General features: G+C 40.7%; 13 protein-coding genes. 3 read left to right on the forward strand and 10 right to left on the reverse strand.

The genetic code is table 11. The features are described 5' to 3' along the window. Positions 1 to 19 precede the first annotated feature (19 nt). A complete protein-coding gene (locus BMY50_RS01680) occupies positions 20 to 1,504 on the reverse strand; it encodes a SusD/RagB family nutrient-binding outer membrane lipoprotein (protein WP_093317413.1) in 1,485 nt (494 codons plus the stop codon). Between the two features lie 11 nt (positions 1,505 to 1,515). Next, positions 1,516 to 4,752 carry a SusC/RagA family TonB-linked outer membrane protein gene (locus BMY50_RS01685; RefSeq protein WP_093317416.1) on the reverse strand — a complete coding sequence of 1,079 codons (3,237 nt, stop codon included), beginning with the start codon at positions 4,750 to 4,752 and terminating at the stop codon, positions 1,516 to 1,518. 388 nt (positions 4,753 to 5,140) lie between these two features. Between BMY50_RS01685 and BMY50_RS01690 the strand changes: the two genes are divergently transcribed. The 3 genes from BMY50_RS01690 (at position 5,141) to BMY50_RS01700 (ending at position 8,205) form a co-directional block, all read left to right on the forward strand. Further along, positions 5,141 to 5,581, forward strand: coding sequence for an RrF2 family transcriptional regulator (locus BMY50_RS01690; protein WP_093317420.1), 441 nt, complete (start codon positions 5,141 to 5,143; stop codon positions 5,579 to 5,581). 76 nt (positions 5,582 to 5,657) lie between these two features. Continuing rightward, complete coding sequence (gene hmpA / locus BMY50_RS01695; RefSeq protein WP_093317423.1) at positions 5,658 to 6,872, forward strand: NO-inducible flavohemoprotein; 1,215 nt, start codon at positions 5,658 to 5,660, stop codon at positions 6,870 to 6,872. Positions 6,873 to 7,056: 184 nt separating this feature from the next. Next, on the forward strand, positions 7,057 to 8,205 hold the full coding sequence (locus BMY50_RS01700; protein WP_093317427.1) for a trans-sulfuration enzyme family protein: 1,149 nt from the start codon (positions 7,057 to 7,059) through the stop codon (positions 8,203 to 8,205). Here BMY50_RS01700 and BMY50_RS01705 read toward each other — a convergent pair. The 8 genes from BMY50_RS01705 to BMY50_RS01740 form a co-directional block, all read right to left on the reverse strand. Beyond that, positions 8,170 to 10,893, reverse strand: coding sequence for a CHAT domain-containing protein (locus BMY50_RS01705; protein ID WP_093317432.1), 2,724 nt, complete (start codon positions 10,891 to 10,893; stop codon positions 8,170 to 8,172). The genes BMY50_RS01700 and BMY50_RS01705 overlap by 36 nt on opposite strands. Before the next feature lies 1 nt (position 10,894). Further along, on the reverse strand, positions 10,895 to 11,284 hold the full coding sequence (locus tag BMY50_RS01710) for a hypothetical protein (protein ID WP_093317435.1): 390 nt from the start codon (positions 11,282 to 11,284) through the stop codon (positions 10,895 to 10,897). A gap of 25 nt (positions 11,285 to 11,309) precedes the next feature. Beyond that, complete coding sequence (locus BMY50_RS01715; protein WP_093317438.1) at positions 11,310 to 12,026, reverse strand: tetratricopeptide repeat protein; 717 nt, start codon at positions 12,024 to 12,026, stop codon at positions 11,310 to 11,312. Next, positions 12,010 to 12,636, reverse strand: a complete 627-nt coding sequence (locus BMY50_RS01720; RefSeq protein WP_093317444.1) for an RNA polymerase sigma factor — start codon at positions 12,634 to 12,636, stop codon at positions 12,010 to 12,012. The genes BMY50_RS01715 and BMY50_RS01720 overlap by 17 nt, the downstream gene beginning before the upstream one ends. A gap of 271 nt (positions 12,637 to 12,907) precedes the next feature. Next, the gene (locus BMY50_RS28660; protein WP_093317451.1) at positions 12,908 to 13,252 is read right to left on the reverse strand and encodes a four-helix bundle copper-binding protein; all 345 of its coding nucleotides are present in this window, start codon (positions 13,250 to 13,252) and stop codon (positions 12,908 to 12,910) included. 348 nt (positions 13,253 to 13,600) lie between these two features. Next, positions 13,601 to 15,997 (reverse strand): sugar-binding domain-containing protein, encoded by a 2,397-nt coding sequence (locus BMY50_RS01730; protein ID WP_093317457.1) that lies wholly within the window; start codon positions 15,995 to 15,997, stop codon positions 13,601 to 13,603. 13 nt (positions 15,998 to 16,010) lie between these two features. Then, positions 16,011 to 17,711, reverse strand: coding sequence for a RagB/SusD family nutrient uptake outer membrane protein (locus BMY50_RS01735; RefSeq protein ID WP_093317461.1), 1,701 nt, complete (start codon positions 17,709 to 17,711; stop codon positions 16,011 to 16,013). An 18-nt stretch (positions 17,712 to 17,729) separates the two neighbouring features. Next, the gene (locus tag BMY50_RS01740) at positions 17,730 to 20,897 is read right to left on the reverse strand and encodes a SusC/RagA family TonB-linked outer membrane protein (protein WP_093317465.1); all 3,168 of its coding nucleotides are present in this window, start codon (positions 20,895 to 20,897) and stop codon (positions 17,730 to 17,732) included. Positions 20,898 to 20,953 lie beyond the last annotated feature (56 nt).

The following is a 20,953-nucleotide window of genomic DNA, read 5'->3' on the forward strand; positions in this document are numbered from 1 at the left end:
TAATGTTTTGTTGTCAATATTAGTTAACACCTGTTCTGGTATCCCACCACATTTGTTGGCCCCAAACATAATCTTTTACATTGGTTAACGGTACATCTAGATTTTCTTTATTGAATAGATATTCATTGTTCGGATAGGGGAGCCGGAAAGGCTGATCATTGTGGGCATCCCCATATATAGAATTCAATGAAGGGTAGTTTGTTGAAGGTATGCCTGTTCGACGATATAACGCCCAAGCCTCGAAATTATCTTTGAAAAGTGCTACCCACTCGTCCCACCAGATACGCTCTTTTGTATTATCCCATTTACCTTTTCCAGCCAGATAGGCATCAGTGGCGGTTTGGTTAATGCCGTTATCTTCCATGGATAATCGTACGGCTTTTTCGTATGCCTCTTGCGCACTGATACCAACGGAATACCCTAACATCGCCGCTTCTGCCATGATATAATAACTTTCGCAGGATTTAAAGAAGGGTGTAAAGCCCGCAGCATTATTCATATATCGATCTCCTATATAAGAAATACGGGTTAATACTGGTGGAGGGGTTTTTGCACCATTCTGATAACCACGATATTCGCCATCTGACGCAGTATTGGCCACACTGGCGATACGGGGATCTTCCATTTCTTTTAGATGATCAATAAAGATATCGGCCATACCAAAATTGTTTACACGTGAATCTCCTGTATATCCTGTTTCATACCATGGTTCATAATAAGGTGCCGCACCAGGCCAATATAGGTAGCAATTCTCTGCATTCGAAGTAATTACGGGATATTTATCAGGCTGGGTGCAAATTTCTTCGATCGTGCTTTTGGCCATTTCGGGAGAAACACCAGCTATATGGATGGCCATCCGAAGTCGTAGCGAATTGCAAAAACGCTGCCATTTCTCCATGTCGCCCCGATAAATGAAATCTCCTTCTCCAACTTCATCGGTGCCGAAACCAGCTGCCATTTCATCGGCAATCGTTTTTAAACTAGTCATCACTGCAGGATAAATATCTTCTTGTTTGTCGTATTTTGCTTTTAGTATTCCACCCTCTTCTTCCCCTCCCTGAAGTGCTTCTGAATAGGGCACATCACGCCAGCCATCTATTAAATACTGCCACATATAGCATTGCCATAATCGGGCAACCAAACGAATGTTTTTGTAGGCGTCCGCAGCTTCTTCCGTTTTGGCCAGCAGATCCTTTAATTGTGTGTTGTTATAATAACACGCATACCAACGATTACCATAAGTATTGTTGGTAGGTACAAGTCCGCCCATATAATCCAAATACTGTATCTTAACGATATACCCGGCAAAAGTGCCATACCCATCAATATCACCTCCAAATTGTTCTCCGGAATTCCGTAAGACGTTTGCTAACATATTTGTTGGCGGTACGTCCGGTAGTGCATCTGGATCCGTGTTAACTTCGTCAAAAGTCCTGGAGCATCCACTTATCGCTGCAAATAAAGCAACAATAGCTATTGTCATCAATCTATTTTTTATTTTCATGATTTTCTTTATTAAAATGTAACCCCTAACTTCAATCCAAAACTACGGGATGTAGGTACAGACGCCTGTTCAAAGCCTACACCGCGACTATCGCTCGACACACCTCCTGTTTCAGGATCAAGGCGCATGGTATTTGATTTATGTACCCAGAGTAAGGCCAAATTTGATCCAATGAGTGATATATTAGCTCGTTTAATACCTTTAAAGCGTTGTAGATATTTCTGTGGAACCGTGTAAGTAATAGATGCTTCTCTTAACTTTAAAAAGGATCCATCAAACACATACATTTGGTCAATGCCGCCAGATTCATACCAAGTTTGAGCATCCGTAGCGATGGTGTTTTCTACCCAGGAGCCGTCTGCTGCTTGCATGGCAAAGCGTTCTTCAGGCATTACATCTACACCGGCAACGATTGCCCGTTCGCGTACACCGTTTTCAGCGGTAATTTCTGCAGTTCCCGCTACATAGCTATGGCTCATGGTTTGCGACCAGATATCGCCTCCTTTACGCATATCCAGCATAAAGCCGAAAGAAAAGTCTTTAACGGTAAAATCGTTACGCCAGCTTAGTAAGAAGTCTGGATTGATATTTCCCAAATTCTGACTTGCTTTACTTCTGACTAAACCATCGGAAGTTACTTTGATGGCACCTGCCATTGGACCGTCCTCCACGCGATCATATCCAGGACCAACCAACATTCCCCAGGGTTCACCGGCTCTAGCCATTGTAGCAATACCCCAAGTCCAGCCAATTTGATAATCGTTAACACCTAATTGTGGATACAGCTCGATTACTTTACTTTGATTTTTGGCGAAATTGACTGTGCTTCGCCAATTTAAACCAGTCTCTTTTTTAATAATATCACCATACACCATTATCTCAACACCCTTGTTTTGTATCTCGCCGGCGTTTAAAACCATCCTATTAAACCCTACAACATTGGAAGTACTCACACTCAAAATCTGATCCGTTGTTTTTTTGTAGTAGTAGGTGAAATCTGCGTGTAAGCGATTATTTAAAAAACCTAGTTCCGTTCCTACCTCCCAAGTAGCAGTGTTCTCGGGCGTTAAATTTCTGTTTGGATAGGTCATACTTTTGTACATCTGCGCTACACCACCAAAAGAATTGGTTTGGGCATAATAATACAACTGATTCTGATAAGCGTCCGTTCCAGCACCTATCTCAGCCCAGCTAGCCCGTAATTTCCAAAAGGATAAAGCTGTTCCGCTTAAACTCGGGAAACTTGTTGTTGGTAACCAACTTAAACTAATCGAAGGATAGAAAAAATCGTCTTTAACAGTTGAACTCCAATCATTACGCAGGCTGGCGTCTAAGTATAGTTGATCTCTCCATCCCAAAGATCCTGAAGCATACACAGAATTGGACCGGACGTGGGTGTGATCCATTTCGGTAATGGCATCTCCTTTTTTATTAGCAATGGTATAGACTCCCAACACCGTTAATGCGTCGGCCCCCTGCATTGTTCTTGACCATTTTGCGTCTCGATAGTTGACCCCTGCCATAGCAAATACGCTGAAATCCTTTAGCTGTTTATTGAAAGATGTAATAAAATCAAGGTTTAACTCCGTGTTATCCTGTTTAATGTCTCTGAACATTCCCTCCCGATAAGAGGTATTATAATAATTCTTTTCCAATGCTTTTGACCCGTAGTAATCAAAACCCATTCTACCTTCGAATTTTAAAAATTCAAAAGGTTGATAATACATCGATGTTTTTCCAAAAAAACGATCTCGCTGGAAGCTATTAGTATTTTTATATACATTAAAAAAAGGATTGATATGGTAACTTTGATTCCAATTATAATAGGTATAATCGCCTTTTTCATCCCGCTGATCCCAGTTGGCTTTTAAGCTGGCCATATCAACCTGACGACCGGACCAAATGAACCCATTGATTGGGTTATTTCCATCGTAACCTTGGTTTAATAAATTATCACTCTCGGTTCTTGAATAATTTCCCATCACGTCATAAGAAACCTTATCGCTAATGTTTGTGTTATTATTCAATTGTAGACCGTACCTTCGTTGGTCCGTATTTGGAACAGTACCTTGCTGGTCTCTGTACGACATTGATACACGAGTACTTGATTTATCCGTACGGGAAAGTAATGATACATTATGATTCATCGAATAGCCGGTACGCAAAAATTCCCTCACATTATTTGGATGCGAAATCCAGTCGGTTGCCTGACGCACCCCATCAATTACCGGACTATCAAACTGGGGTAATTTTAAGCCCATATCCAGACGAGGGCCCCAAGATTCATCAAAACCATCATTGACACTGTTTTCATCATTTCCAGTACCATCCACATACCTAAAGCTCTTTTGAGCGGCATAATCCTGATAGCTTAAACCGTCTTCATCCAGTCCATAATGATATTCATCACCATCATGCCCTTGTCCATATAAATTTTGTAGTTTTGGGTAAGTGTAAGCTCGATCTATAGTGAAATTGCCGTCATAAGCTATACTTACTCCATTATTGGCATTTTTTCCAGATTTGGTGGTAATTAAAATAACACCATTTCCAGCACGCATACCATAGAGTGCCGCGGAACCTCCCTTTAATACTGTTATCGTTTCGATATCTTCTGGATTGATATCATTTAAACCCGAACCATAATCGACGCCTTTATAGGTATTATCCCCTGAACGCTGACTATCACCGTTAATCGGCACCCCATCTACTACGATAAGTGGTTGTTGATCGGATTTCAATGACGAGTTCCCGCGGATCGAAATACGCGAAGAAGCGCCTACGGTTCCACCAAACTGATTCACTTGAACGCCTGCCACTTTCCCAGAAAGGGATCCCGTGACGCTTAGTTGTCCTGCTTTTGTGAGGTCTTCAGATTTCACTTCTTGAAGTGCATATCCTAGGGATTTCCGTTCCCTGGATATACCCAAGGCCGTTACCACCACTTCATCAAGCGATTCAGCATTATCACTCAAAACGATTTGCAGCGTTGTTTGCTTAGAAATCGGAAGCTGTTGTTTTTCATACCCGATAGCGGATACGTTAAGTAGGCTAGGCCCATCGTAAGTAATGGAGAACTCTCCATTAGGCCCTGTAGAGGTGCCTTTGCCATTTTCTAGGGTGATCGAAACCCCTGGGATTGGTTTTTTTTCTTTATCTACAACCGTTCCACGCAAAACAGTTTGTGCGTAGAGGACAGTAGATAAGAAAAAACTAGAAACCAAAAGAGTAATGGTTCTTTTTTTCATGTTGTTTAGTTTTTTGTTGAATTGGGTTGATGTTCTTTAATTTTTTGAAAAGTTTTAATCAAATTTATCGTTCTGTTGTTGCTGTTTGTTGTCGGATTTTATCTTAATCTTGCCTTATTTTAACCTGTTTTTAATTTTATTTTAATTTAGATATGATAATTATGCTGTTTAATGCGCTAATCTAACTGAATCCAATACGTAGTTGCAAACGCTAAAATCATGTTGTGCATTTTCTCATTCAAATGGTCTATTGGCGTTGATAAATAAATTAAGATAAAAAAGTCTTTTATTGTTTATCTTTTATATATTTGCTTATATATTGAATGTGTAGAGTGGTGGGCATTTACTTTTTTGAAGTGCATAAACATCCTCTTTATTGATTTTTATCATGGGCGTTTTTTCCAAAACCTGCGAGTATGCGATGAGGGCAGTGTTTTACATTGCGAGCAGTACCATTTCTGGCAACAGGGTTGGCATAAAAGAAATTGCATCAAAAATAGATTCGCCTGAGTATTTTTTAGCTAAAATATTACAAGACCTGAGTAGAAAAGGACTGATCAGTTCCGTAAAAGGGCCTAACGGCGGCTTTTATATAGAGGGTGAAGCATTGAACAGGCCCTTGGCCGATATTGTAACAGCCGTTGATGGAGATGAGATTTTCAATGGCTGTGGAATGGGGCTTGCACATTGTTCTGAAACCAATCCCTGCCCACTGCACCATGAGTTTAAGAAGGTGCGTAATCAGATTACTCATATGTTAACCATTACTACGATTGGACAGTTCAATAAGGAGCTAGGTAACGGTTTGATTAGCCTGAAAAAGAGCTGATTTTTTTATAATAATAAAAGATAAAAAGGTATTAATATATTTAAATAACATACATACATTTTAAACAATAATAGCAATGAAAACAGAACAGAAAGATCTCATTAAGGCAACCGTTCCCATTTTAAAAGAACATGGCGTTTTATTGACTACTCATTTTTATAATCGCATGTTTTCCCATAATCCCGAGTTGAAAAATATGTTCAACATGGGCAATCAGCAAAATAAAAAACAACAGACTGCTTTAGCAATGGCCGTTCTTGCCTATGCAGAAAATATCGAAAATCCTTCTGCATTATTTCCAGTAGTGGATAGTATTGGACATAAACACACGAGTCTTGATATCAGACCGGAACATTATCAGATAGTGGGCAAACATTTAATAGCGTCTATTGCAGAGGTGCTTGGAGACGCCGCTTTACCCGAAATTCTAGACGCATGGTCGGCCGCTTATAGTCAATTAGCACAGCTAATGTCAGGACATGAAGCTTCATTGTACAGTAATCAGGTAAAAAAGACTGGCGGGTGGACCGGATGGCGTCCTTTCTTAGTGAAGGATAAGACAGAAGAGTCTGCAGAGATAACATCTTTTTATTTATATCCAACTGATGGCGGAGCGGTTGCAGATTTCACACCTGGGCAGTACATTAGCGTGCGATTATTCCTTCCGGAACTAAATTTGTTGCAACCAAGGCAATACAGTCTTTCTAATACGCCTAATGGAACCTATTATCGCATTTCTGTAAAAAAAGAAAAAGGAAGTGTACATCCTGATGGTATTATCAGTAATAGGTTGCATGATACCATAAAGGTGGGTGATGTAATAGATGTTTCGGCGCCTGCAGGAAATTTTGTACTAAATGTGACGGTAGATACCCCCGTTGTATTTATAAGTGGTGGGGTAGGACAGACTCCTTTGGTTTCTATGTTGGAGACTTTAATAAAACAAGAACATCAGCAGCCTATAACGTGGATACACGGCTGTAGAGGCGAACATGTACATGCATTTAAAGAAACAATAGCTGCTTGGTCAGAAAAAAGTAATCAACTCAATAGCCATATTTTTTATGATGTGCTGGAGTCAGATTCAACTGATTCAAATATACACGAAGGATGGGTGAATTTAGATCTATTGGATGAAACGATATTGCAGGCAAAGACAAAGTATTACATATGTGGTCCGGCTACTTTTATTAGAAAACACTTTGAATTTCTCACAGCTAAGGGGGTCGATAAAAGTACCATTCACTTTGAAGAATTTGGCCCTGCATCATTGCAATTGCATGGCAACTAGCATGTCATTTCATTAGAAATATTGAACGTACAGGTTCTGATAGATCAAGCTCCGTGTTGTTAGATAGCTCTTTTATTGAAGGAACAAAAAGCTTATCTTAACAACCAATGGCAAGAAATTATATACCGTTGATGAAATATAATTAGGAGCTTGATTTATTGATTTTGAAATAAAAATTATATTGATGAAAAACTTTAAGACATTATGTATCCATCCGTTTGATAATAATCAGCGTGATGAAAATGCAGCCACTGTAGCTGTTCATCCAACAACAGCTTATAACTATTTGGACCAGGAAGAGCTGCAATATCCGGGCTTTTATTCTACTTATAATCAGAAAAGGCTTGCAAAAATAATTGCTAAGCTGGAGGAAGGGAATTGGGGGTTGGCATTTAGTTCCGGAATGGCTGCGATCAGCACGGCAATCCTATCAATGGTAAAACAGCACGAACATGTCATTTTTTCGAGGGACTTATATGGCGGTACTTGGCGATTTGCCGAAGAAGAGCTTCCAAAAAGGACCATCTCTTTTGATTATGCGAATAATTCATTTGATAGTTTTAAAGAGCTGATAAGGCCGAATACTAAACTGATTTATTTGGAGACTCCTTCAAATCCTTTATTGCGCCTTGTTCCATTAAAAGAGATTGCAGCTTTTGCACGTAAACATGGGATCATAACGGTTGTTGATAATACTTTTTCTTCACCGATTAATCAACGGCCACTATCATTGGGTATAGATATCGTGGTACACAGTGGCACCAAATATCTTGGCGGTCACAATGATCTCCCTTATGGAGCATTGGCCTCTGGAAATGATACACTTGAAGCTTCTGTGCTGTCTACTGCTAAAATGTACGGTGGGTCTTTATCTCCTTATCAATGCTACCTTGCTGAACGCAGCCTGAAAACACTCGCCATCCGTATTCAGCAACAGAATCAGAATGCATTGAAAATTGCGGAATATTTGAATGGTCACACACTCGTTGATCAAGTGTATTATCCTGGACTTACCTCACATCATGACCATCAACTTGCGTTGGACCAAATGGACGGTTTTGGTGGCATGCTGTCTTTCGAACTTAACATGGAGGCAGATAGGATTTATAAATTCTTAAAAAGTCTTTCGCTCATTCGCCCGGCTTTAAGTTTAGGTGGAGTAGAGAGTCTCATCTGCTCACCGGCTGAAACCTCGCATAAATCGATGTTAGCGCGTGATCGGTTGGAGCTTGGTATTAAGGATAACCTATTAAGACTGTCGGTGGGCATTGAAGATCAGCATGATTTAATTGCCGATCTAAAACTTGCGATGTCCCAAGCTGTGGCGGATTGAGCGCAGAGCGAACCAAATTCCTCCTAATAGCAGAAAAATGGCAGCAGTATAAAGGAACCATCTATTATTGTGTGGTTCTTCAGGCAAAGCATTACTAGATCCTAATAAGATAATACCTGCCCAAGCATTAGGAAGCAAGCTGCTCCGATCGGCTTTGCGAAGCCATTCTTGTTGCGTTTTTTGCAGGGCAATATCTAATGGTATTTGTTTACTGGCCTTGCTTAGGATTTTATGGGAAAAGATATAGGCGTCTTGATCATTTATATCCCACAGCGTGCTGAAAATGCTTGGTACACCAGTGCCCATGAAACCTCGGGATAGACTAAACACGCCTTCGCCTTTATAGGCTTTGCCTATGCCGGTGCGGCAGGCGGAAAGCATGAGTAACTGTGTTCGTACTTGTTGTTGACTAATATCTTTCAACGACAAACTGCTATCAGCCAAGTAAATGGCTGGTTCGGCAGACTTTTGGTCGGCATAAGCATGACTGATCAATTGTACCACTTTAGCCTGTGGCCATTGGTTTTCAAAACTTGATTTCCTTGCTTCTTCATTAGTTAAAAGCGAAGTAGAGTAAAACAATTTCCGATTGGCGTTTAAGGCATTTTCCGATGTAGACAAGCTGGCTAAGCTGCTTTTATAGGGGAAATGTACCGGTGCAACACCCAAAAAGTAAATACCCTCATTTTTTGCGGAGGACCGCCCCGAATTATTTATTAGGACCCTTGCCGAATAGGTATAGCTGAACGCATAGTGATTTACCAAATAGTCCGCTTGCTTTGCAGAAACACTTAATGCTGCAAAAGGAATAATGGCATTGCTAGTAGCAATAATTACGCGGGATGTTAAATAGGGTTTAAGTGGCGCAAATAATAATTGATAAAAGTAGTTAGAGATTTTTAGATATTCAGGGTATTGCTGATTAAGCAAGTGCCTATCACTAAGGAAAGCTGTCAACTGCTGCCCCTGTTTATTATATACATCAAGATCAATCTTTTTTAACAAACTAGTCTTTGGATTAATAACAAGGACATAAACACCATTCTTGCCCTCGTAATAGGAAAGCAAGCTCTGTTGGCCTCGTGCCAAATACGCTCGTACGACTGAAAGTTTTGGTACGTGATTATTATACCTATATTCATAATAACGAGGATAACGTTGTTCTAAACTCTTTACGTATTCGTCCAATGTTGCCTGCGCTTGGAGAAAATCGTTGAGGCGCTCGTTTGTTTCTTCACTATTTTGATAGTAACTTACTTGCATGCGCAATGCAGCTTCCTTTTCGGCTTCTTCTTTCGACAAGAAGCTCTTTGCAGCATTACTGTTGAGTTGATCGAGCAGCAAAACTGCCCGGCTTTTTTCTAAAAAGTAAAAAGCCTTTTCAAGATCATTTAAATGAAAACAGGTTTCAATGGCCCGCTCATACAAGCTGTTTAATTTTTCTCTCCAAAATAGTTTTGTGCCCATACCTTGATGCTGCCAGCGGATATAGTCTACTAAGGTGTCGAGTAGGAGATAAGTGTTTAGGGCGTAATCTAGATGTATTTTATTGTTTTTATCTAAGGATAGTATTTCCGCTTTATCTAAAAGAGGGGTAAAAGCATAGTCTTTTTGGGATAAATTTTTAAGTTGTTGTGCCGTTGGATTTTTAAAAGAATCTGTAGGGTTAAACACTATAGGAAGTAAAATTATTGCCTGTTGCAGATATTCTTGTGCCTTTACAAACTGTCTTAATTTTTTACATTGGGAAGCCTTTATATTCTGCAACCTGGACAGCGCATATTGATCACGATTATATGTTAAAGCTAATTGCTCAAAGCGTTGGGCATTTACTTTGTCATTTAGTAATCCCGAAGTGTAATACAAATCAACATATATTGGTCCAAGCTCGGCATAGTATTCCGTTTTTTTATAAAGTTTCGCTGCTTTCAAAAAATATAATAGTGCAGTATTATAACGTTGTTTTTTAATATTTATATCGCCAACTAATTTATAGTAAATGCCTTTTTCATAATCGGTGGCGTATGATTTAGCTAAATCTAGTAGCTTAGGTAATTTTAACTCTACCTCTCTTACGCTATCCAAAGCGTTTAGATTAATGCACTCCTCGTAAATGTTTTTAGTTAAATTAATGGAATCACCTGCTTGTTTAGCGATGCGTATACCATTTAACGCATATTCTAATCCTCTTTTGTAATCTTGGCTCTCATAGTATAAATGTGCCAGCGCTTGACATGCCAGCGCCGGAATTCCCCATTTATTAGGTTGCTCTAATCCCAATCTGTACGCTTGGTCATAATGCTTAATAGCCAACTCGAAATGGCCTTGTCGAGCTTTATAATATCCCAGATAAAAATGATATTTTGATAAGTAAGATACGGGTGTTCCTTTTGGATACCTAACACTGATCACAATGGCTTCCTCTAATAAAGAGACAGCTTGTTTGGTATTATTAGTAGCAAATAATGCTCCTGCATATAAAAAGAGCAAATTTGTGTAAGTGGTATCGTTCGTTATTTTTTGTTGAATACATTTGTTTTTAAGTTTTTCAAAACCAGCTACTTGATCTTTATAAGGTAAACTTACTAATTCATGAAAATGCTTCCAAACTTCTTGGTTAAAAGAAGTCTGGCATTTACTATGAAGAGTTACAGATAAGAATACCAAAATAAAGATCAGCCGGCGCACTTTATCTATTTCTAATAGTATCAGCTTTAAAGAGAACCAAATTTTTTAATCCGATTTGCTCAATAGTTATAGTGTTTTTGGATATAAAAACGGGATAAATGGGAGGAGGTGGCGGTGGAATGGGTCTGGAACCCATTGGCTTATTGGCAACTTCATCTTCTAATAAATGTGCCCCCGGAGCAGCAATTAAAAAAATATGTTTATTTTTATTCAATTCTTTCACCTCCACAGTAGCGTTCAATGCCCTTTTTCCTAGCAGGTAATTTACTTGCGCCTTTACTTGTTTGGCAGTAATTGCTTCCGAATACTGAAAGATGATCTGATCTTTAACCAGAAATTCGCTGTTTTTTCGGATTAAAGCATTTGGTAGCGTAGTTGTCAGGCTTTTCATAATTTAGGATTTAAGGTTATATTCTTTATTGCAATAATTTCAAGGCTTCTTGTTTTCCTTCCAGATTCTTTTCGATTACCTCATTTAACAGTTTTTTGGCTGCTTCTTGATCGCCCGGTTGATCGCGCAACAAATAGGTAATCGCTTTGTAGTATTTCCCCGGATTACTATAAAGCTGTGTTTTTGCAGCTAATTGCTGAAAATAGGGTAAGGCTTCATCATATTTTTGAAGCTGTAACTGTGCTAAACCAACCACTTTTAGCGCTTCAGCATCCGAAGGGTGCTGAATAAGGTAAATGACGGCTGAAGCAATCGATTCCTTGTATTTTTGCTGATTATAATTCTGTATTGCTCCCTGTAAAGATTGCTCTTCATCGCTCAAATGTAGGGGCAGTTCTTTTAGATTGTTGGCCAAGTAGTTTTCAGCGCGTACGGATAAATCTTTCTGAAAGGAGTTATTGAAATAGAATATGGAAAGGATAATCAGTAATACCGCTGCAGCGATCCCTATCCAACTGTTTCGCGACAAAGTTTTAGATGAATCCTTAGTAAGGGCGCTCCATTGTTGATGTTTCTTCTTTAATAAATCCTCATGGGCTGCTCGTTGTGCCGCCACACGTGCCTGTAGGTAAAAAGCGGTGTCGTCCGCTAAATCCGTATTAGCCGCCAAATCGGACTCAAACTGTTGCTTTTCTGCTCCCGTCAGTTTGGTATTGAAGTAGTGTTCAATCCGCTCTTCCATTTGTCGTTATTGTTAAGTCCTTAACTGTTTGATACGACTTCTTTAGCTTTTCCAGGCAACGAAGCCGGGATGTCTTCGCTACGGCTGCCGACTGATAGCCTAGCTCTATAGCAATTTCCTTATCATGATAACCGTCTCCCCATGCCGATATAATCTGCCGGCAACGATCATCCATCAATTGAATTCTCCTTTTTAGTGCAGCGACTTCATATTTTTCACACAATTGACGTATCGTGTCCTGTTGTCGATCTGGTAACAATTCCAAGTAATGATCTAGCTCTTCTTGGTTTCCTGTTCTTTTTTTATTTGCTTGTATTGCCCTCAAACTGTCAATACATTTATTTCGATAGATATTGTAAACATATGTTTTTAAAGAACTCCGTTGTTCAAATGTGCCTGCATATATATGTTTGATGGTTGCCAGTATTGTGTCTGAATAGGCCATAGCCGCTTCATCTTCCTGTAGTTTATGCTTCCACACAGCCTCTTTTATCAAATAACGGAATTTCAAATAAAGCTTATTTTCCCAAACTTGCCGCTGTGGATAGCCTTGTTGAATGCCTGTTATAAGATCTTCATCGGTTGCTTGTTTAGCAAATGTAAGCCACATGTTTATTAGCTAAATAACTGATTTAAAGTTAATAATAATCTTGATTTAAAAAAAGAATTTTCTTTGCAGCTTTTTTCTTGATTAGCCTTTTTGGTTGAAAATAAGTAATCTGATGCTAACAGCGGTTATCGTATATACTTAGTTGAAAGAATTCACTTATGTTAACTAAGTTTATTTTTCTTATACAAAGGAGGCCGCTCCAAAGGTGAAGTAAATTATCCTCAAAAGTTGGACACTATAGAGTACACTTCAAAAAGACGGCCTCTTTAGTTTAAATGACATGGGTCATTTCCTCACAGGCCTCAGCGCATTTTCGGCAGGCCTCAGCACATTCGCGGCAGTGTTCCATGCCCATTACGGCGTGTTTTTCACATTCTTCGGCGCAGGCTATACAAATTTCAGCGCAGATCTTACATAGTTCCTCGCTGTAATTACTTCTTAAGCTCATAACTTCTGCTGCTGAGCGGCAGATGGCCGCGCATTCCAAATCTAGTTGAATACACCTTTTAAGATGACCAATTTCTTCCTCATTTAAACATGAAATAGCACAATGACTGCACGTCACTGCACAGGCATTACAGGCCTCGATGCAGTGTTGATAATGTTGGCGTAACATAGTTAAACTGTTTAAGGGTTTAAAAAACTATTCATTACTCCGATTTGCCTATATCTGATTTTTTAATTTTGCTGATTTCTTTCTAGAACAATCGCACAGCTTCTCTCTCTAAATTTTAATACATTGGCTTATCCCGTATATAGTCTGGAAGAAGTTCGGGAATTCTAAATAATTCATTCAAGCTTATGCAATAGCGTGAAATAATCGATATAGCACTCATCTGATATTAATATTACATAACAGAAAAAGTTTTGTTTGAAAGAAATGAAAAAGCCGGTTTAACCAGCTTTGATCAAAGAAAGATAATCTATTCTATATAAATAGACTATCTTCTCTGTAGTGAGTAATTTATAAATCTACTGTGATTGCCGGAAAGGATTTGCTTTTAATATGTAGCTGAATTTTTTTATCTGCTGCTTTTTTATAAATGTATATTAACAGGTTGCCTTTGAATAAACAATTAGTAGGTGAGAGGTAGCTTGCTAGATTTTGATGATCGCTGTTTTCCATTCCCCGAAATTCAGCCTGTCCGTCAATTTGAACCTCGATAGTGTCATTTGCTGAATATACGGGATTATTATTTTCATCTACAGCAGTAATCAATATCTCCTTCAGCAGTGCAGATGGGTCAGTTTCTAAATCCTGATAAGTTAGTTTTACAGCCTTTTTTGAAGTTCGTATCTCATCTTTTGCAACTTCCACACCTTGGTTATAAGCTTTTGCTTCTAGCTTCCCTTCCTCAAATGGAATATCCCAATAAATAAAACCCGTGTTCACTATTTTCTTACTCTTTTTTCCAAGTGATTTTCCATTCAAAAAGAGTTCTACTTCCGCCGCATTCGAGAAAGCCGTCACCCGTTGTTGAGCACCAAAGTCCTTACTCCATACAGGATCAGCCTTCTTATGGCTCCAAATACCATTATCGTCACCATGAGGAACAGGCGAAGTTCCGATGTAGACCATTGGTTTTTCTGCCCATAAACTCTGCCTGAAATAATATTCAGGCTTCGGAAATCCAGCGAGATCTAATAAACCTGCTCCGTTACTTCTATTGGGCCATTTTCCTGCTTCTCCAAGATAGTCAATGCCTGTCCATAGAAATTGACCAGAAATATATTCATTGGTATCAACGGCGAGCCAGGCTTTATACTGCATGCCATTCTCACTACCATAGATAATACGCGCTGGATATTTGGCATGATCTTCCGCATATCGATATTCTTGATAATTATACCCTACAACGTCTACATTCGTAGGGTAGGAGGTTGTATTCGACATTACTACCCCGGCAAGAGCCGCAGTAATAGGGCGTGTAGTATCAATACTTTTTGCCGCATCAACTAAGCTTTTTGAGAGTGATCCGAGCCGACTCGCTGGTGGATGATCGGGCAGGTGGCCTTTTCCGTAGATCTGCGGGTTGTTGCCACCACTTAATACTTCGTGGCTATATGGATCGTTTGGATAGTCTACCTCATTACCAACACTCCATAAAATAATCGAAGGCTTATTACGATTGCGTAGGATCATATCTTTGACATCCTTCGTAGCCCAGTCTTTAAAGTGTTTATGATACCCGTCTTTTCCTGGAGTCCCGACATTCCAACCAGCGATCCATTTGTTTTTTCCGAACTCCCATTCATCAAAGGCTTCATCCATTACTAAAAAACCGAGTTCATCACACAAGGTATAAAAGAAGTCGGCATGTGGATTATGACTCATCCGTATAGCATTTACACCTCCATCTTTAAGGGTTTTTAGACGACGGCGCCATACGTTCTCAAATGTTGCCACGCCCAGTGCACCTGCATCATCATGAATACAAACACCCTTGAGCTTCATGCTTCGATCGTTTAAAAAGAATCCTTTATCGGCATCGAAACGAAACGTTCGAAAGCCAACTTTCTCTTGATATTCATCTACTGCTTTGCCATTAACCCTAACTTTTATCGCCAATGTATAAAGGTAAGGCCTATCGACCGACCAGCGTTGTGGCTTAGCTAAGGTAAAGGCCGTTTGTATTTCCTGTTGTTTATTTCCCGATAGCATTACTTCTTTCTTTTCCTGAGCAACCACCTTACCGCTTCCGTCGAGCAGTGTAACTTCCATCTCAGCTGAAGCTTTAGCAGCATGATCATTTTCTAGGTTTACGCGTACATGTCCTTTAGCTTCCTGATCAGTTACCTGTGGCGTAGTGAATGCTACTCCCCATGTGGCAATGTGCAGAGGATTTTGCTTCAACAGGTACACGTTGCGGTAGATACCTGAGCCGGTATACCATCGAGCGTCGGCGAATTCACGGTGATCTACTTTGACGGCAAGTACATTATTGCCGCTCTTTAAATAAGGACTTAAATCGTAGTAAAAGGAAATAAAACCATTAGGTCGTTTACCGAGATGATGGCCATTGACCCAGACTTCCGCATTTTTGTATACACCATCAAAATAAATAGTCCATTTAGTTTTTTCATCTTCTTTGGGAAGCTGAAAAGTTTTCCTGTACCAACCAATACCACCCGGTAAATAGCCTGTCGCGCTAGCCCACTGCTGTGCAAAAGGGCCTGCAACGGTCCAATCATGTGGCAAGCTTACGTCTTTCCATTTTTGGTCGTTAAAAGAAAGGGCAGCACCGTTGGTGACATCACCCAAATGGAATTTCCACTGATCATTGAACAGAATTTTGTTCTGTTGACCAATTGCCGGTAACCATATAAGGAAGCCTATGAGTAGGCTGATGAGCTGTTTCATAATAGCCTTTTGTTTAATAACCTGGATTTTGTTGCAATGTATTGTTAGATGCCTGAATTTCCTCCCTTGGTATCGGTAACCAATAATGTTTAGCGACAAAGCTCCTACCATCAAGTGCTACTTTCCGTGTGTAAGTCAAGGTATTACCGCTTTTGATAACATCTATGCCATATGCTGGTACATTTTCGGTCTGCTCCGCGATTTTCCAACGACGAACATCGTAAAAACGATGCTCTTCAAAGGCAAGTTCAATCTGCCGTTCATTGCGTATGAGTTCTCTAAATTCCTGTTGACCTACACCAGCGGGTACGGCAGGCATTCCCACACCTGTGCGGGTCCGAATCTGGTTAATCGCATCGCGAGCGGAAAGACTTGCGCCGGCCGGCACAGCATCCGGCCCTGATAACTCATTGGCCGCTTCGGCAAAGTTTAACAAAACTTCTGCATAGCGGAAATAGATCCATGGTTGTAAGCCTGCAATATTCCATGGATTATTGATAGGCATATCTTCATCCGTAAATTTCATTAAGTAATATCCGGTGCGACTGGTATTCCAATTAGAAGGACCATCTTTGCTGTCGCGTCCACCTGGGGTGAAAGTTTCTATATTTCGTTCCCGGTAACTGGCTCCATTGAATAAAATTGTTTGATAAAAACGGGGATCGCGATCAACATAAGGGTTTTGCGGATCATAACCTGATGTAGGATCACTAATAGCTTTACCATTCGCCATGCGATAGGCATCTACTAGATTCTGCAAAGGTACATTGCCACCCCAGCCATCATAACCATTTGGACCGTTAGCAATTTCTAAGGGCACGTGACGCGCACCAACCGAGTAGTAACGGGCAAAAATGATCTCGTTATCATCGCTGGTTTTGCGAAATAGCTGTCGGTAACCACTTTGCGAAATCGCATAGCGATTTAATGTGATGACCGCATTTGCTGCGCTTACCGCCGCTTCCCAAGTACCGGCATTGTACAGCGGACTGGCAGCATAAAGTGCTAATCGTGATTTAAGTGCTAGAGCGGCTCCTTTAGTTGCCCTACCACGTAACCAACTACCATTGTTACTTTCGGGTAGTACGGCAGCAGCCTCATCTAGCTGTGCGAGCACGTAAGCCAAGCTTGTTGCAATATCTTCTCTTTTAAAGAGAGAGGGGTCGCTAAAATCATCGGTGAGCTCCGTTACCTTATCGCCAATAAGCACCACACCTCCATAATTACGGATCAGGTCGTGATAACGGAATGCCCTAATAAATTTCAGCTCGGCTATAATGAGATTTTTATGTGCATCGCTCATGGGTACTTCATTGATATGTGTTAAGGCATAATTGCATTCGCGAATACTGCGATAACTTCGTTTCCATAAGGTGCCTGCTATACCGGTGTTTTCCGGTAATAGCTGTCCACGCTGAATGAACCAAGTATTATCATCATTGTTGTAAACAGATTCATCCGACAAGGATGACCACATCGCATATTCAAATCCTCTTCCGAAGCCGGGGGGGGTGCCTTCATTTTCTTTGTTAACAATTCGTACCCCAAGATAGCGATTTACAACAAAGGCTTCAAACAATACGGAATCGGCCAAGACGGCGGCATCAGATACTTTATCCGTAGGGGTTACATCAAGAAAATCCTTTTTGCAGGCGGTTGTTGTGAAAGCCAGAGCGGCTAAAACAAACAAATGTATTTTATTTATGGTATTCATGTTTTTAGCGTTTAAAGGTTAGAAACGTACATTAGCTCCTATGTTGATGATACGTTGCTGCGGGTAAAACTGGCCACTCTCACTCGATCCTTCCGGATCAAAGTCCTTTAATTTGGTAAGGGTGAAAAGATTAAATCCGCTAGCAAATACCCGAACGGATTTTAGGCCAACTTTACTCAAGAGTGTTTCCGGCAAAGTATAACCTAATTCTACACTTTTCAGACGAACAAAAGCTGTGTTAAACAACCAAAAATCATTCTTATATAATCCACCACTAATAGAAGAGGATGCTCGTTCGTCTACGCGGGGGTAGGAGCCATTCGGGTTTTCAGGGCTCCAGCGATTTTCGGCCCAGGTATTAAAGTAGTTGCCAATGGTTCCTACTTCGGCTAATATATATTGGCGTACTCTGCCTTGGCCTGCAAACACAGCCGAAAGATCAAATTGCTTATAAGAAGCGTTCAATGTTAAGCCAAAAGTGATCTGTGGAATATTACCGAGATCAGTCTGTACCATATCATCAGCCGTGATTACACCATCCTGATTGTAATCTTCCAATATTAAATCGCCAACTTTTGCTCCAGCAACATGCGGATAGGCATCTAAGTCTTCCTGACTACGGAAAATACCCATATTTCGATAAAGGAGATAACTGTTTAATGGACGACCTGTTAAACTTTGATAAGGTAATACGGCAGGCGACTCATCCCTAAATACGACATTGCTCTTAACATAGGTGATATTACCGGCTATGCCGAAGCTTACCGTTCCGCTACGTTGATAACCCAAGGTGGCTTCGATACCCTTATTATCTACTTTGCCGATGTTTTCGGATGGTACCAAGGGAATGTCAGATTCGTCTGCACTTGGTGTTGATGGGTCAGGATCATAAGGGTTAACAATACCTGTACTGCCAGGGATAGAGGCATTTCTAGGCAGTAAGATCTTCGACCTTTTTTCCATAAAATAAATGAATTCCAAGTTGAAGTTTTTCAAAAACTGTGCGTTGAAGCCAACATCCGTCTTCTTCGAAACTTCCCAAGTAATATTCGGATTGGCTAATTTAATTAAGTCGACTCCGGGGTAAATTCCACTACCCAAGGTGTAGTAGTTTCTAAGCTTGTAGTTGTTAATAAACTGATTTGCCCCTACATTATCACCACCTAGTTCTCCATAAGAAGCCCGTAATTTCAAATCATCTATAAAGTGTACCTGATCTTTAAACCAGTCTTCTTGTGAGATACGCCATCCTGCCGAGATACCAGGGAAATAGCCATTGCGCTTACCTTTAGGAAAAATAGAGGAGGCGTCAATCCGTAACTGTGCTTCTATTAGGTATTTTTCGTTGTAGTTGTAGTTAACCCTACTGATAAAGCTACTACGGCTTTCTCTCCAGCTTAAACCCGCATTTGTGCGATCTTCCAATGAAGTACCTCCTTGCGATAATTCTGGCGTCAGTGATGAAGGGAAATTGCGACGCCCTGCTTCCATTCTACTCAAGGTTCTTTCACTTTGTTCATAGGCTGCGAAAGCTTTAACATTATGCGCACCGAAACTACGTTCATAGTTCAATTTGATATGGGAGGTGGTTAAAGAAGTATTCTCCTGAAATTGATTTAACTGTGCTTTGGGTTCACCCACCGTGCGGGGTTCATAGATACCGTTGGTTGCGTTGTAGTTATATACAAGATAGGGTGTGATGAAATTCTTTCCTGACTCTTGTGAACGGTCGATTGCAAAAAAACCGTCCAACATCAATCCTTCCACCGGCAATTGGTAGGAAGCACGTAAGATACCATTGAAAATCTGTTTAGGGTTTTGGTTGGTTCCCCCTGCATCGGTAGCCATCATCACCGGGTTGTTGTTTTCAATGCCGGTAGTAGGCAAGCCATTGGCATAGCGCGGTAATACGGTGGGATAGGCACGATACAGGTTACGGAAAATGTCACCCGCCCCAGTTGTGGGGAATAAGCGCTTTTCTTCACGGCCTGCGAGCGACATGCCTACTTTAAAGCGATCCGTTACATCCAGATCAATATTGGAGCGGAAATTGTACTGCTTAAAATTGGTGACACCGTTTTTGAAAATACCATCTTGCTTAAGTGTACCTGCGGAAACGAAGTATTTAACTTTTTCCGAACCACCATTTACAGATAAATTATGCTGATTCTGAAGGGCTGTGTTGTCCAGCACTTCTTTCTGCCAGTCGGTATTAGGAAAATTTTCGGGATCTGAGCCATTTCTAAACTTTTCTATATCTTCTGCCGAGTAGAATTGAAAGAGGCCTCCTGCGGGATTGTTATAGTAATTGATCTCATTACGGATGGTGGCGTAGGTAGCCGCATCTGCCATCTTTGGTAAGCGGGTAGGAGAGGCAAAGCCTTGGTTAAAACTATAGGAAACGGTTGGCTTACCAGTACCTCCTTTTTTGGTAGTTACCAAAATAACCCCATTCGCAGCGCGACTTCCATAGACAGCTGCTGATGCATCTTTCAGTACACTTACACTTTCTATATCATTGGGATCGAGTCGTTCCAGACCACCAACCTGTCCGGGTACTCCATCCACTACAACTAGCACATCGGTGTTGCCTGTTGTAGATATACCGCGAATGCGTATTTGTGAGCCGTCGTATCCAGGCTCACCACCTCTATTGGTAGCTACTAAGCCTGAAAAGCGACCCGCCAGTGAATTCGATACGTTGGGTTGTGGACTTTTAACTATATCGGCTCCTTTTACTTCCGATATAGAACCGGTGACAGTGGCTCTCTTCTGCGTACCATAACCTACTACCACCACTTCATTCAATGCTTGCGCATCAGGTTGCAGAACGATCCGCATAGCTTGATTACGGACGATGTTTACTTCATGTGTAAGATAGCCGACATAGCTGATGACCAATGCCGTTTCGGTATTAGGTAGCTGGATACTGAACCTTCCCTGTGCATCGGTACTGCCACCGCCTTGCCCTCCTTTGCCCCGAATACTTACCCCTGGAAGAGGCATGCCTTTCTCATCTAACACGGTGCCTACGATAGGACTTTGTTGCTTCACGCCGACCTGCCTCGTTTTAATAAACGGATTGGCAGGAGCCGCTTGTACGTCGTAGCTAACTAAACTATAAATAGCCGCTAAAGTAAAGCATACACGTACAATTCCTCGTTTTTGATTGTAAATAGAATTCATAATACTATTGGTTAGGATAAACAGAACAGATTGAGCCGTTATATAAGGTTATGCTC

Origin of the sequence: Olivibacter domesticus, from assembly GCF_900109575.1 — a bacterium.
Taxonomy (GTDB): domain Bacteria; phylum Bacteroidota; class Bacteroidia; order Sphingobacteriales; family Sphingobacteriaceae; genus Olivibacter; species Olivibacter domesticus.